Source organism: Nostoc sp. FACHB-280, from assembly GCF_014697615.1.
Classification (GTDB): Bacteria; Cyanobacteriota; Cyanobacteriia; order Cyanobacteriales; family Nostocaceae; genus Nostoc_B.
This window is the reverse complement of the sequence record NZ_JACJSD010000012.1, coordinates 154,442-170,650: the sequence shown is the minus strand read 5'-3', so window position 1 is coordinate 170,650 and position 16,209 is coordinate 154,442. Positions and strand designations below refer to the sequence as shown.

The 16,209-nt window shown below is 40.8% G+C and carries 6 protein-coding genes and 1 CRISPR repeat array; of the genes, 5 read left to right on the top strand and 1 reads right to left on the bottom strand.

Features of this window, described 5'->3' with window-relative positions; translation table 11 throughout:
- The first annotated feature begins 813 nt into the window (after positions 1–813).
- Positions 814–1,638: a lectin ESA-2 gene (locus H6G75_RS11565; RefSeq protein WP_190980078.1), complete on the top strand. Its 825-nt coding sequence runs from the start codon at positions 814–816 to the stop codon at positions 1,636–1,638.
- Between the two features lie 252 nt (positions 1,639–1,890).
- Here the strand turns inward: H6G75_RS11565 and mrdA are convergent, their stop codons facing one another.
- Positions 1,891–3,711: a penicillin-binding protein 2 gene (mrdA, locus tag H6G75_RS11560; RefSeq protein ID WP_190980077.1), complete on the bottom strand. Its 1,821-nt coding sequence runs from the start codon at positions 3,709–3,711 to the stop codon at positions 1,891–1,893.
- Between the two features lie 383 nt (positions 3,712–4,094).
- Here mrdA and H6G75_RS11555 point away from each other — a divergent pair, with 383 nt between their 5' ends.
- From H6G75_RS11555 to H6G75_RS11540, 4 genes are all read left to right on the top strand, one after another.
- Positions 4,095–5,687 (top strand): tetratricopeptide repeat protein, encoded by a 1,593-nt coding sequence (locus H6G75_RS11555; RefSeq protein ID WP_190980076.1) that lies wholly within the window; start codon positions 4,095–4,097, stop codon positions 5,685–5,687.
- Between the two features lie 219 nt (positions 5,688–5,906).
- Positions 5,907–6,182 (top strand): hypothetical protein, encoded by a 276-nt coding sequence (locus tag H6G75_RS11550; protein WP_190980095.1) that lies wholly within the window; start codon positions 5,907–5,909, stop codon positions 6,180–6,182.
- Between the two features lie 290 nt (positions 6,183–6,472).
- A CRISPR array of direct repeats spans positions 6,473–8,642; the repeat unit is 37 nt; unit sequence ATTGCAATTTCAACTAATCCCTATTAGGGATTGAAAC.
- 357 nt (positions 8,643–8,999) lie between these two features.
- Positions 9,000–10,259 carry a glycoside hydrolase family 10 protein gene (locus H6G75_RS11545; protein WP_190980075.1) on the top strand — a complete coding sequence of 420 codons (1,260 nt, stop codon included), beginning with the start codon at positions 9,000–9,002 and terminating at the stop codon, positions 10,257–10,259.
- A 314-nt stretch (positions 10,260–10,573) separates the two neighbouring features.
- Positions 10,574–16,093 carry a tetratricopeptide repeat protein gene (locus tag H6G75_RS11540; RefSeq protein WP_242051509.1) on the top strand — a complete coding sequence of 1,840 codons (5,520 nt, stop codon included), beginning with the start codon at positions 10,574–10,576 and terminating at the stop codon, positions 16,091–16,093.
- Positions 16,094–16,209: the final 116 nt, after the last annotated feature.

Here is a 16,209-nt window from a genome sequence, read left to right as displayed (position 1 = left end):
GTCGAGGTGCTGCTCCCTCTGTAGCCTTAATGATAAGTATTTGACCGGACATTATAGCAATCCTAAATGATATACAAACTCTCTCTACCTTGTCTCCCTAATCTCCCTTGTCTTCCTTGTCTCTTTTGTTCATTTCTCAAATAGGACTGCTATATATCAGATCCCCAACTTCTTTAAGATATTTATAAATTGCATAAGAAATTCTGAATTAACCTGTTAAGTGTCTTAAATGTCTGATTTTATTTAGTTTAGTAATCTTAAATGTCTTAAATGTCTGATTGTTAGACTTATTTCCTGATTTGTAAATTAAATTAAAGCAGCAGATAGCTGCTTAACGTATTGACAAATGAAAATTCATTGAATAGCATTGTCACATAGTTATCACATTTGATTTTTCACAAAATCAAGATACACTGATGACTTCTAAATAGTTCCCTATGTTTAGGATTGATTCAGTAAATCAATCTGAACCATCAATAAAACCGCACCATATTAGTCAAGATATTAGAAGAATATAGCAAGTCTAAAATAAGGCTTTGATGTCCAGTAAACAGCTTCTAAAAAGTCTCTAGCCAGATTTTAGACGTGCTTTGGAAATTGCTCTGTAGGAATCCTATTTGATTTCTGAAGACATATATATCAGAGTAGCTTAACTAGCTTTGAGCTAGTAAGCTTGGCAATACCTAATAAAAGTTGTAAGTGAGTGAAATAATTCACTCTCAATTGTGCTGGAACTCACCTATGTTTTCAGAAATCAAATGGGGTTCCTAAAGGAGAACCCTGAACTAAATCATCAAAACATTGGAGAAAAAAATGACAATTACTGCAACAATTAACAATCTCTATATCGTCCAAAACCAGTGGGGTGGTGCTTCTGCGCCTTGGAATCCCGGTGGTGCATGGGTAATTGGAGGCAGATCAAATCAACGTGTTGTTGCACTGAAAGTTACATCAAACGACAATGGTAAGACTCTGAATGGAACCACGACTTATGCTGGTGAAGGGCCAATTGGTTTTAGAGCTACCTTAACTACCAGCGACACATATAAAGTAGAAAATCAGTGGGGAGGTGCTTCTGCGCCTTGGAATCCTGGTGGAAGTTGGGTACTCGGTAGCCGGGGAAATCAAAATGTTGTGGCAATTGATATCACATCCAACGACGGTGGTAACACCTTCAATGGAACAATAACTTATGCAGGCGAAGGCCCCATCGGCTTTAAGAGTGCGGCTGCAAATGGCAGTGTCTATACTGTAGAAAACCAATGGGGAGGTTCTTCTGCACCTTGGAATCCTGGTGGAACTTGGGTACTGGGCAGCCGGGATAATCAAAATGTAGTAGCAGTGAATGTTACCTCTAATGATGGTGGAAAAACCTTAACTGGAACTAACACCTATACAGGTGAAGGCCCCATCGGTTTTAGAGGCAACCTTTTTGGTAGCAACAACTACAACGTAGAAAACCAATGGGGAGGTTCTTCCGCGCCCTGGAATGCTGGTGGAACTTGGTTAATTGGTAGTCGCGCCGGACAGAATGTAGTGGCAGTGAATGTTACATCTAATGATGGTGGAAAAACCTTAACTGGAACCATTACCTATGCAGGTGAAGGCCCCATCGGTTTCCGTGCTACTAAAGTCTAAAAAGGCGATCGCCCACAAAGGTTAGTATACTCAGTCAGGTAGGGTAGGCGATCGCATATCCTACTTGACTAATACTGGTTCTTGCTTAGGTAACGCAGAGACTGTCAGTGGATCGTAGCCTAATTGTTTGAGAAATCAACTCTCATCACCAAATCAAGAATATCACCACGAATGTCATACCAAATTCTCGCTCCTGACTTCTGAATTTTATTTTGAAAAACCAAACATTACCAGACTTAGCAATCTTTCACACTATTGTTTTTTCGCTTCTGGTTTTTGATACTTACCTGGATACTTCCTTTGATAGTAATCTTCCATAATTTGTAGAATCATCGGCGCGGCGACGCTACCACCACCACCACCAGAATGTTCTGCAAAGGCGACAATTAGCAAGTCTGGATTATCGGCTGGCGCGTAAGCACCAAACCAAGCATGATTTTGTTTAACACGACGTTTCCACGCTTCGGCTGTACCACTTTTACCAGCTACAGGGGGAATTGTGGGTTTATTTAAAACCTTACCTGTACCGTCAGAAACAACTTTCCGCAGTCCATCACGCAAAATTTTAACGGTTGTCGGCTTCATATTTAAAGATTCGCGCCAACTTTGAGCATCTTCATTATCTTTAAGTAAATGTGGCTGGACTCGATAGCCGCCGTTAGCGGGGACTGCAAACATAATTGCTACTTGTAAAGGTGTGGTTTGTAAAGCACCTTGACCAATAGACATATTAATTGTGTCGCCTACAGTCCAGGGTATTTTCCAGGCTTTTTGCTTCCAGTTTTCATCGGGGACTAATCCTTTGGCTTCTTCTGAGGCGAACTCAAAGCCAGTTTTTTGACCAAATCCATATTTGCGCGTCCATTCAATTAAAGCCGGGCCGCCAACACCTCTACCTATTTGATAAAAGAAGGTATCACTACTCCATTGCATCGCGCCGACAAATCCTAAAGGCCCGAAACCTGCGTGGTTCCACTCGCCAAATCTGGTTCCACCAATGGTTAAAGAACCGTAGGTTTGTAAAATTGTACTGGGGGAAAATTTGCCTGATTCTAAGCCGGCTGTGGTTGTGACAATTTTAAAGGTGCTGGCGGGGGGAAAGGCGCTGAGGGCGCGATTCACTAGGGGATGGTCTTCACCTTGTACCGATTCCCAGTCTTTTTGCGTGAGTTTCTGTTTAGAAAAGATGTTGGGGTCAAAGGTGGGATGGGAAACTAAGGCTAAAACTGAGCCATTTTTGGGGTTGATGGCTACTATAGCACCATCGCGATCGCCTAAAGCTTTTTCGGCAGCTCTTTGAATGTCTAAATCTAAAGTTAAATGCAAATCATTCCCGGCTTTGGCTTGTTTTTCTCCTAACACCCGCAACGGTCGCCCAGCCCCATCTACTTCTACTTGCTGACCACCCCATTCACCCCGCAACAGTTTCTCGTAAGCTTTTTCGACTCCCATCTGGCCGATAACATCGCCTAAACGGTAGCCGTCTTGTTTTCTTTCTTTTAACTGTTCTGCTGTTAATTCTCTGGTATAACCAAGTACATGGGCTAATGCTGTGCCGTGGGGATAATAACGTACAGCTTCCGTGTGAATTTCCACTTCTGGTAGTTCGTTTTCATACTCTTTGATTGCTGTGACTTGGGCTTCATTTAAATCACGGGCAATTCTGATTAAAGAAGATGAATTTGCACCTGCTTCATCTAGCTTTTTTTCAATGTCTGCTTGGGGAATATCTAAAATGCTGGCTAACCTCGGCCCCACAATTGGCCAAGAGGGTTTGGTGTGCGCCATTGGCCAAAGATACACGGAACGGGGATAGCGGGTACTGGCTAAAAGTTTGCCATTGCGGTCAAAAATATTTCCCCTTTCTGGCTGTTTGGCAATAACTCGAATGCGGTTAGACTCGGCGCGTTGGCGGTGTATGTTTCCCTCAACAATTTGCAAATATGCCAACCGCGCCCCGATGCCACTTAGCATTGTGAGGGTAAAGATCATCAAAAATATAGACTGAAAATTGCGCCCGACTGTCCGTGTATTTTTTTTGCTACCTAAAGGAGAAGGGTGTAATACTGCCATAAATAAAGGTAATTACTGATAAGTACTATCTGTATACAATGGTTCTGAGCTTCTACCGGGTATTACTGTTAATCACAATAATTTTTTGTATATAGTTTTACTTATTTAAGTAAAACCATATCGCTGATTCAGTTTATCAAGAATTATTGCAATTAGCCATTCGTAAAGTCTATGGCCAGAGTAAATTATTCTGGAGAAATTTAAAGACGAAGGGGACAAGGGGGACAAGGGGGACAAGGTAGAGAGTGTTTTTCAGGGGAAATGTTTACGTATATGGGATATTTGAATAAAATAATCTAATTCCCAGATTCGCAGATATATCAGTCTCCCGACTCCCTGTCTCGACAAGATGTTTAGAAATCAAATAGGATTGCAATATCTCAATGGACTGGATTACGCTGCTGCGATCGCTACAGTCTGATTTTATTCAAAGGCTAACATCTGGTTCTCTGCTACGTTGCGAAACGGAAGGTCAATACAGCGAATTAACTATAATCTCTGGGGAGAGATTAAAAACACTCCGCGACTTTTGCTGGCAAATGGCTGAAAAATACAAGCGGGTTTCGCCAGTGCGTGATGTTTTTATCAGCTATCTCAAAGGCAAATTAGGCGAGGAAGTTGTTAAAGAACGTTTGGCTGATTTAATTACCGAAGTTGATTATGAGAAACGCTTTGGTGGCGATGGCAAAATAGATTTTACCCTAACTACTAACCCATCAGTGGGAATTGAAGTTAAATCTCGGCATGGTAGCCTTGATCGGGTGAGATGGTCTGTTAGTTCGGAAGAAGTAGAAAAAAATGCAGTTGTAGTCTGTATTTTAATTCAAGAAGAAGTACACGAAGCGCAATCTGAGTATCATCTTTTTTTAGCCGGATTTTTACCAACTCGGATGATTAAACTCAAAACAGGTAGAATTGCCTTTGGCATAGAACAATTATTATATGGTGGTGGTTTGCGTTGTTATTTAGAACAATATCAATCTACTATTAATTATCAGGAATCACGCTCAGAAGATAATCAAAAAACACCAATTTTAGTGGCGCGTCCCGCAGTGAATCAAGATAATCAATTTTTGGTTGTGCAGGCAGAAATAGATTCTATCAAACTAGGTAATGATTGCTTTGCTAAGGGAGAATATGCCAATGCGATCGCTAATTATAGCCAAGCCTTAAAATTACACCCAAATGATGCAGAGATTTATTATCAACGCGGATTAAGCTATTATCAATTGGGAGATTATGCAGAAGCGATCGCAGATTATTCCCAAGCCATTCAACTTAACCTCAATGATGCCAAATTGTATATTAAACGTGGGTTAGCGAGTTATCAGTTAAGCGATTACACTTCAGCCATTCATGATTACTCCCAGGCAATTAATATTAATCCTCATCTGGCAGTAGCTTATAAAAATCGTGCCGATGCTCGTTCCCATTTAGGAGATAATCAAGGTGCAATTGAAGATTACAGTCAAGCACTTAAAATTAATCCTAACTATGCCATCAATTATCAAAACCGTGGCATGTCCCGTTATTTTTTAGGGTATCAGCAAAGCTTTACTAAAGCGATTAAGTTAAATCCTCACGATGCTATTGCTTACAAAAACCGTGGTAACGCGCGTGCAGATATTGGTGATTATGAAGGTGCAATTGATGATTATACTCAAGTAATTGCTATTAACCCTCATGATGCCCATGCTTATTATAATCGTGGTAATGCTCGTTATGATTTAGGCGACAATGCCGGAGCTTTTGAAGATTATACTCAGGCTATACAAATTAATCCTAATTATGCCGATGCCTATTATAATCGCGGCAATGTGCAATCAGAAATTGGCGACAAGCAAGAGGCAATTACAGATTTTAAAAAAGCTGTAGAACTTTATCGCAAAGAAGGTAAATTAGATGCGCTTAAAGATGCGCGAGGACGAGTTTTAGATTTACAAATTGAAGAGTCGTTGGATATTCTAAACTTTTAATTTAGGTTAGAGGTAACAGGTGACAGGTTAGAGGTAACAGGTTTTTTGTATTATTTGATGCTTCTAAAAATAGGGTAATTCTTAACAAGAATTTTTTTATTCATGCTTGACAAGTATAAATTTATACCATATCATAAAGATATGGAAAAGGCGATCGCCCTCGGCCAAGAGTCTGCGATCGCCTTCCTGTAATCCCCATATCGGAGTACAACTATTATGATGCCACAAAATCAAATTTCAGCCCAGTCACATTTAAGACAATACCTGCCTAGTGCAGAGTCCAATCCAGCCACCCCCAATCAGTTATCAGAAAAGCCACTTCCCAAACGCGAACCCGTCAAACATTTACTCATCGGTTCAGCGCCAGCCGTCACCATCACCATTCATCGTTTGCACCTCATTGGTTACGCCAGCGTTGGCGACTGGAGTCCACTTTTACCAACCGCCAACCCTGATGAAGTCATGAGTATTTTAATTCGCCAACTCTTGATGTAATATCTAGATCCCCGACTTTCTCAAAAGGTCGGGGATTTGAACACCATGACAAATTTAGTCAAAATGCGCGGATAGATAGGTGTACAAAATCGCCCTTGAGTAAGAATGGCTGGATGGCTTAGAGGGTAAGGTTTTGCAGAAAAAATTAATTAAAAATATCCGCGCGGCTTATACAGTATAGGTTTCAGCAATTTAGCGTAAATCGATTGACATTACACCATGTTAAAATTATCCCATCCGCGAAACCGCACCTTGAAAACTAAATACAGTAAGCTTTTCCGGCTCCCGCGATTGCAATTTCAACTAATCCCTATTAGGGATTGAAACGCTTGTAACCTTGGGCAAGGTTCGTAAGTACCTGATTAATAATTGCAATTTCAACTAATCCCTATTAGGGATTGAAACGCGGTTTTTGCGAGATCACGGCACAGTTGTCAAATTGCAATTTCAACTAATCCCTATTAGGGATTGAAACGGTATCCATCCTCAAAAGCATGGGCGGCATTTTCATTGCAATTTCAACTAATCCCTATTAGGGATTGAAACCCGAAGCAAAATGATAAATGCCAGTTCTGGGATGATTCGGCAATTGCAATTTCAACTAATCCCTATTAGGGATTGAAACATTTGCTGTTATTGTGTCACGGCTGCATCGACTGATTGCAATTTCAACTAATCCCTATTAGGGATTGAAACAAAAGTCCCCAGTTCCGGCGAATGGTTAGAACGTCATTGCAATTTCAACTAATCCCTATTAGGGATTGAAACATTGGCTATAGCCGTAAAAATTTAGCTATAGTTTATGGTTCAAATTGCAATTTCAACTAATCCCTATTAGGGATTGAAACTCATTAGAAGTACCAACCAAAACGCATTGTCTTGGAATTGCAATTTCAACTAATCCCTATTAGGGATTGAAACACTCAAATCCCGCTTGATGTAATCAATGCGACAACCGAAATTGCAATTTCAACTAATCCCTATTAGGGATTGAAACCAGCAACCCTGAACTTAAATATTCTTGAGATAGAATTGCAATTTCAACTAATCCCTATTAGGGATTGAAACTGCGGAGATTTCAAGAAAAATGGTGTAAGGTACAATATTGCAATTTCAACTAATCCCTATTAGGGATTGAAACATCAATGGCACTTTTTGTGCCATTCTTAGCAATTGTATTGCAATTTCAACTAATCCCTATTAGGGATTGAAACGAGAGTGATCACTTTACACTTGCTCATGCCAAATATTGCAATTTCAACTAATCCCTATTAGGGATTGAAACTTATCAATCCATCACAGCTAAGACTTCACCTGAGAAATTGCAATTTCAACTAATCCCTATTAGGGATTGAAACATTAAAATCCTGAATAGCCTTAATTTGGATATTTCATTGCAATTTCAACTAATCCCTATTAGGGATTGAAACAAATTTACTATCGTTGTTGATGTGGTCAATGACCAAAGATTGCAATTTCAACTAATCCCTATTAGGGATTGAAACAATAGTACTATAAAAGTTCCTCTCTAAGTTCGGAGATTGCAATTTCAACTAATCCCTATTAGGGATTGAAACTGTTTAGCTCAATCGGATCAGGTAATCCAAACTACAATTGCAATTTCAACTAATCCCTATTAGGGATTGAAACCCTGGCGATATCGGGCAATTGCCGGCTCTTGATGCATTGCAATTTCAACTAATCCCTATTAGGGATTGAAACCTTGCAGATTTAGCATAGCTTCCAGCCCGCTATTGCAATTTCAACTAATCCCTATTAGGGATTGAAACCAGCTTCACCTTTAGCTGTCCACAAAGGACATATTGCAATTTCAACTAATCCCTATTAGGGATTGAAACCAAAATTTGGAACAGAAACCAAAGTAGTAAGAGTAATTGCAATTTCAACTAATCCCTATTAGGGATTGAAACGTTTCTCAACTTTAGCCTTTTGCTTCTTAGCTTCTGCTAGGATTGCAATTTCAACTAATCCCTATTAGGGATTGAAACATAACTTTTCCCCAGTGAAGAAAGTGGGGAGGAATTTCACAGATTGCAATTTCAACTAATCCCTATTAGGGATTGAAACTTGACCGCTACAAAATTGGCTATACCAACAGAAAATTTGAAATTGCAATTTCAACTAATCCCTATTAGGGATTGAAACAACTTCATACCGACGGTAAATCCATCCGATATGGGATTGCAATTTCAACTAATCCCTATTAGGGATTGAAACTATATGTGTAGATGGATTTAATTGAACACAATTATTGCAATTTCAACTAATCCCTATTAGGGATTGAAACCGGGAGCAAGATAACCAAGATACTCAGCAAGCCTCAAATTGCAATTTCAACTAATCCCTATTAGGGATTGAAACGCGATTGCCGCTCAAATCCGCAAAACCAAAGTTTACCTTTAATTGCAATTTCAACTAATCCCTATTAGGGATTGAAACTTAGATGGATACTAATATTTAATAAATTTACTGGGTATTACAATTCAAACTCTTATAACTTCGTGTCCTACCTTGCGAGAAGCCGCTATCGCGTCTCTGCGTCCTTTGCGGTTCGTTTATTCCTTAATTAGAGCTAGATTATTCATCCCAGGCTTGCTTCGTGTCCTTTGCGATTCGTTTATTCGTAATTTTGCGTAAGTCTTGTAATGTATCGGCAGGTTGACGAGATAATTCACAGATTGATAATAATTTAGGTAAAATGCCCCTAAGAATTAAGAATTAGATTCACATTATCCGGAAAATGCTAAATTATTTTGTATTTATAATTGTTCTTTGTAAAAGCAGTCAAACCCACTGATGAATCGGTTGACTAAACATTGGATTATTTACTTAATAGCTTTAGAATTTATACTTTGTTTAACAGTATTTACTCTACCTTCTTTTTCATTTTATGCTCAACCAAAAAACCAACCAATGGTTACAGAAATTCGAGGTGTTTGGTTAACTAACGTTGCTAGTGGTGTTTTATTTGTTCCTTGGGGAATTGACCGCGCGATTAATCAATTAGCGGCGTTAAATTTTAATACAATTTATCCTGTAGTGTGGAATCGGGGCAGTACTTTTTACAAAAGTAATGTTGCTAAAAATACAATTGGGGAAGAAGCAGAACCAACACTGAATTTTATGCACGGTGGACAAGACGTTTTAGCCAAGATTATTAAACTTGCTAAACCCAAAGGTTTGACTGTAATTCCCTGGTTTGAATATGGTTTTATGACACCGCCAAATTCTGAGTTAGCCAAACGTTATCCTGATTGGTTAACAATTGGACAAGCAGGTGTAAATTCTGTTAAAGAAGTTTTGCCAGAAGATGCTAATAATGGGGCTGCGACTAAACAAGCTTGGTTAAATCCGCTAAATCCAGAAGTTCAAGATTTTATTTTAGAACTCATTTTAGAAGTTGTAAGTAATTACAATGTAGATGGCATTCAACTAGATGATCATTTTGGAATGCCAGTACAATTTGGTTACGATCGCTTCACTGTCGAACTCTACAAACAAGAACATCAAGGTCAAAATCCGCCGACTGATCCCTTTAACCCCGAATGGATGCGTTGGCGTGCTAACAAAATTACTGCATTCATGGGGAGAATCTATCGCAGCATCAAAGAAATTGAACCGAATGCAAAATTATCGCTGTCTCCCAATGCAAAAGCCTTTGCGTATAAATATTATTTGCAAGATTGGGAAACTTGGGTAAAAAACGGCTGGGTGGATGAGTTGGTGTTGCAAGTATACCGCCATAACCAAAATAGTTTTAAAACCGAACTAGAACAACCAGCCATAAAATCAGCCCTCAGCAAAATTCCGGTTGTGATTGGTATCTCTACCGGAACTTTACGCAACCCGGTGAGAATTTCCCAAATTAAAGAACAAATTGATATGGTACGCGATCGCTCTTTTTCTGGCATCTCTTTTTTCTATTGGGAAAGTTTATGGGGTTACATCGCACCGGAAACACCCCAAAAGCGGCGCAAGGTGTTCCAAGAACTGTTTAACACCAAAGCCATCAGGCCATTTCCGATTGATGACACAGGTAGTAGGTTGAGGTTGTGATTTGGGGGATGAGGGGATGAGGAGACAAGGGGGACAAGGGAGACAAGGGGGATGAGGGGTGTTTCGACTTAATAATATTTTTGTGACATTGGATTGACTAACAGAAATTATTCAAGATATTAATGGGACGGGACTAATAATTAAGTAATACCAATTTAATGTGAAGTTGCACATATTTCGATCCCCCTAAATCCCCCTTAAAAAGGGGTGCTAAGAAACTCTTAGAGTAATTCTATCTGCACTGTTGAATTGAACTTTGTCCCACCACTTACAAATTTACCAAAATATTTTTAATGCAATTCCCAGCATTGAGAATGCCTACACTTGCTGTTTTATTGGCTATCTTTTCTATTGATAGTGGGTTGATGAATTATCATCCCATACAAGGGCGAGTGTTGGCAGCAGAATTAATTGCTAATCACCAATTTGTGGCTCAAATCCCAGAGGCGCAACAACTGTTTGAGCAAGGTAATCAACAACTGGCGCAAAGTCAATTTACTTCGGCGTTACAATCTTTTCAACAAGCATTAAATATTTATCAAGCAATTGGCGATCGCGCTTACACAGCCGCAGTTCTCAATAAATTAGGAGAAGTTTATCGCCATCAAGGACAAACTCAAACCGCCCTTCAACATCATCAACAAGCCTTAGAAATTACACGGGAATTGAATAACCGTGCAGAGGAAGCCGCATCACTGCATCAAATCGCCGCCGTTTACGCAACCCAAGGACAGTACAAAAATGCTCTGCAATTCTATCAGCAAGCTTTATCTATACGGCGTGAGGTAAAAGATAAATCTGGGGAAGCGATTACTTTGATTGGCTTGGGAAATACTTACGTCAGCTATATTAAATCGCAACTTTACTACCAGAAAATCAAAAAGCCGGAGGAAATTAAGTCTTACTTGGAGGTAAGAAAATATTACCAGCAAGCCTTAATGATTATGGGGGCTTTGGGCGATCGCGCGGGTGTTGGTTGGAGTCTCAACGGAATTGGGATGACTTACGCCGCGTTAGATCAAAAAGAACAAGCTGTAAAATACTACGAACAAGCCTTAGCCCAGATGCGCCAAGCAGGCGATCGCATCGGCGAAGCTACAGTAATGTTGAATTTGAGCCAAGATTACAACTGGGGAATCGACAATCAACGGGAATCGCGCCCGATTTCTCTGGATTTCTCCGAACCAGCTTTAGCTATTGTCCGCGAAATTGGCGATCGCCCGTTAACAGCAAAAATCCTGAATGCGATCGCCTCCACCTACAAAAATCAAGGACAACAGCCGCAAATAGCCCTGGAGTATTATCAACAGGCTTTACCAATAGCGCGAGAAATTGGCGATCGTTCCCTGGAAGAGAAAATCCTGAATAATCTGGGCTATATTTACCATAACCAAGGCTACCCACAAACGGCGCAGGAATATCAAGAACAAGCCTTAGCCATCAGACAAGAAATGGGTATTCATGTGGGGTGGGCGACAAATATTGTCAAACAAGCAATTTTGGTGACTTACAACATACCCCAAAAAAGACCAACTTTAATTACACTCCTGACAGGGGAAGCACTCATCCACTACCGCAACGGTGCAGAACACGCCAAGTTTGCAAGATACCCAGCCGCCTTGTCATCCTATCAGCAAGCTTTAGCGATCGTCCGTCAGCAAAAAAATCGCCCCTGGGAATGGGTAATTCTCAATCAAATGGGGACAATTTACGAAACTCTCGGACAGTTACCAGTAGCCTTAGATACCTATCAGCAAAGCTTGGTAATTCGGCGGGAAGTTGCTGAACAGTCAACAAAAACACCAATCCCCCAGACAATTCGGGTCGCCTTTGGTACTGATGTTAACATTCATAGCCCAGAGGGAATCAAACTAGAAGATGGACTCAGCAACGGTTTGATTCAGGTAGGGAAAGGAAAACCAATCAAAACTGCTATCACGACTGTTGAATCCGCAGAAATAGCCGAGATAGAGAAACGCGGACAACGGCTAGAAGTAATCGCTGGGGTCGCTGGATGGCAAAACTTCGCTGAAAATGAGGAAGAAAATACCTTAGCGAATATTGCGGATATCTACAAAACTCTAGGACAGTACCAAACTGCCTTGCAATTCTACAAAGAAGCCTTGGCAATCATCAACGCAGAAATGTCCAGCCCAGAAAATATCGAAGTTCGTCGGCGCAGAGAGGAATTGTCACCAGGAGATTATCGCCAGCAGGAACAGCGAATTAAAAGAAGTATGGGTGAAGTTTACGCCGCATTAGGACAGTATCAAACTGCCTTGGATAATTATCAGCAATCTCTGGCAATTGTGGACATGGAGAACAGCAGCCACAGGTTGGTTAATCAAAAACCGATATTGTTAACCCAAATTGGGGAAATTTACACCAATTTAGGACAGTATGAAGCAGCGTTGACAGCTTACCAGCAAGCCTTAGCGATCGCCCGTGATCCTCAAACTCAAGATAACTATTTTGTGCCAGAACAGCAAATCCGCCAATTTGGACAACAGGAATTATTTCGCTGGACAAGAATACCCTTTGAAAAGCCAGATCAAGCCGCAATTCTCAACAGTATCGCCGCAATTTACGCCAAATTAGAGCAGAAGCAAACAGCGCAGGAGTATCGTGAGCAAGCAATTACATTACAGCGCGAAATTGGCAACCGTATTCAAGAAAATATTACTGGTCAAAAAGCAGTTTTAATTACAGAAGTTGGTAGAGATGCAGCGAAAAAAACCCTTGTGCAAGTACACCCACTGGAAGGAGAAGCAGTAGTTTTGTTTGCCAAGGGAAACAGTTACGCGACCCAAGGACAATACCTCAAAACTCAGTACCAAGCTGCATTACAAGCTTACCAACAAGCCTTAACAATTGTTCGCCAGCAAAAAAATCGTCCTTGGGAGGGGATAATTCTCACCCAGATGAGTGCGGTTTACAAACAATTAGGAGAAAATCAAGCGGCTACTCAAGTTGATCAACAAGCCTTGGCAATTAGACAGGAAATCGCAAAACAAAGTGAGAAAACAGCAATTATTCTGGGTAAAACGCCGTTGAGTGGGGCTTTTGAGGGCGAACAGATCGAAATTCGTTTTTCATCTGGTAAAATTACAACTTTTAAACCCACAGGTGGCGTGATTTTCTTCACTCAAACACCAGAAAAATTGAAAGCTGATCAACTGTATGAAGCAGCTTGGCGGCAGTATATAGAAAGGGAATATACCAGAGCCATCAAAACCTTTGAGGCAGCTTTATTAATTTATCAACAAATAGAAGATAAAACAAGTACGGGCAGAACTTTGTTCCACCTGGGAGACGTTTACCATCGCCAAAGAAATTATCAGCAGGCGTTGAAATATTATCAGCAAGCTTTGGCAATTCAACAAGAAATCGGCGATCGCGGTTGGGAAAAATCCAGCCTCAACTCCATAGCAGAAATTTACACCATCCAAGGTAATGAATTTTCGAGAGCAGGTAAATATCGAGAAGCTTTAGAAAAATACCAGCAAGTTTTGGAGATTGCGAAAAAATTAGGCAGCGAGCCAACCCAATGGTGGACTTTCCATCGCATAGCGAGAGTTTACAGCAGCTTGGGAGAGTATAAATTAGCTCTCGATTACTATCAAAAAGCCTTACCCATCCGGCAAGAAATTTTAGGCGACTGGGTACGAATTGAACTTGATATGGGACAGATTTATAAAGTGTTAGGACAATACGAACTCGCTTTGAAATCTTATCAGGAAGCCTTAAAAATCGCCAGAAGACCCGTACTGCTCGAATCAGACGGAAACAGAATAGGAGACATTGCAGGTGAAGTAAGGGCGCTGAATGCGATCGGCAATATTTACTACAGACAAGAAAAGTATGAATTAGCGTTAGATTTCTATCAGCAAGCCTTAACAGTGCTGCAAAAAATTCAGAACAAAGAACAACAAGAACTTCTCAAAGCAACAACATATTACAATATTGGGATTGTTTACTTCAAGCAAGAAAAATATCAATTAGCCTTGGCGTATTTGCAACCACCTTTAACTATTTATCAAAAATTCAAATCCAGAAATGCAGAAGGGATAAATCTCCACGCCATAGGAAACGTTTATTTAGAGCAAGGGCAATATGAATTAGCCGGAAAATTCTTGCACCAAAGTTTAGTAATTGCTCAAGAAATTGGCAACAAAGAAGGTGAAGGATACATCCTCAATACTATCGGGAAGTTACTCGAAAAACAGAACCAACCAGAATTAGCAATTATCTTCTTCAAACAATCAGTAAATGCTAGAGAAACAATTCGCAATAATATTAGGGAATTAAGCAAAGAACAACAGCAATCTTATACCGAAATCATTGCCAAAGATTATCGCCATTTAGCCGATCTTCTCCTGCAACGCAACCGAATTTTAGAAGCGCAACAAGTACTAGACTTACTCAAAGTCCAAGAAATTGAAGACTATCTCCGCGACGTGCGAAGAAGTGAAAAAACCGCGACTGGTGTTGTGGAACGTTCCCAAGAACGGCAAATTCGAGAGGTGATGCAAGCAGAATTTGAGCAAGCGATCGCCCTTGGTAGAGAACTCGCCCAACTGGAAAACATTAGTGTGAGCAGCCGCACCCCAGCCCAGAAACAGCGTATTTTAGAATTACGTAAAATTCAGCAGACACTAGCCAAAGACTTTAACACCTTCCTCGATAGCCCGAAAGTGCGCGAATGGGTCGCCCAACTCCAGCAAACCACCCAAGGGCAGAGTTTTAACCTGGAATCCTCCGCCAGCGCCTTACAAGATAACTTAAAAAAACTCCAGCAAGGCGCAGTCATACTTTATCCCCTAGTATTGAGCGATCGCTTAGAACTAGTTTTAGTCACCCCCTACGCACCACCAATCCGCCGCACCGTAGCTGTTACCCAAGAAGAACTCAACCGAGCGATTTTGGAATTTCGCACCACCTTACCAAAACGTACCCCAAAAATCACAGTTCCCGCCCAAAAACTCTACGATTTGCTGATTAAACCCCTAGAAAATGACTTAGCACAAGCACAAGCCCAAACCATCATCTACGCTCCCGACGGACAACTGCGTTATGTTCCCCTAGCCGCCCTTTATGACGGTCAAAAATGGTTAATCGAACGCTTCCAAATCAATAATATTACTGCCGTCAGCTTAACCGACCTCAACACCAAACCCCAAAATCGATTAAATGTCTTAGCGGCAGCCTTTACCCAAGGCAACTATAGTTTTCAGGTAGGATCTCAGCAGTTTGACTTTTCCGGTTTACCCTTTGCTGGTTTAGAAGTCGAAACACTCGCTCAAACCATTCCCAGCACCAAAAAATTATTAGATCAGCAATTCAATTCAGATATTGTGTTGGAAATGAATGATTACGCCGTCATCCATTTAGCAACTCACGCCGCATTTACCACCGGACAGCCAGAAGAATCATTTATTTTGCTAGGGAATGGCGATCGCGTCACCCTCCGAGATATCAAAAACTGGCGATTGCCCAATGTTGATTTAATAGTACTTTCAGCCTGCCAAACCGGATTAGGCGATCAATTTGGCAATGGTAGAGAAATTCTGGGTTTTGGCTACCAGATACAACAAACAGGCGCACGAGCCGCGATCGCCTCCTTGTGGTCAGTAGATGATGGTGGTACACAAGTATTAATGAATACTTTTTACAACATCCTGTCCCAAGGAAAAACCACCAAAGCCCAAGCCCTACGTCAAGCACAAATCGCCCTAATTACTGGCAAATACGGTAACTTAAGACCACAACTAAGCGGGCATCTCAGTCATCCTTTTTACTGGTCAGCCTTTATTTTGATTGGTAATGGCTTGTAATCAAAGAGGTGATATCTTGTCCGGTAAAAGAATTATCATCAAAGACCGCAGATAGGTAGGGAGCAGCTGACAGGTGTAGGTGACTCCTGAATGATATTGAGATAATTAACCGCAGA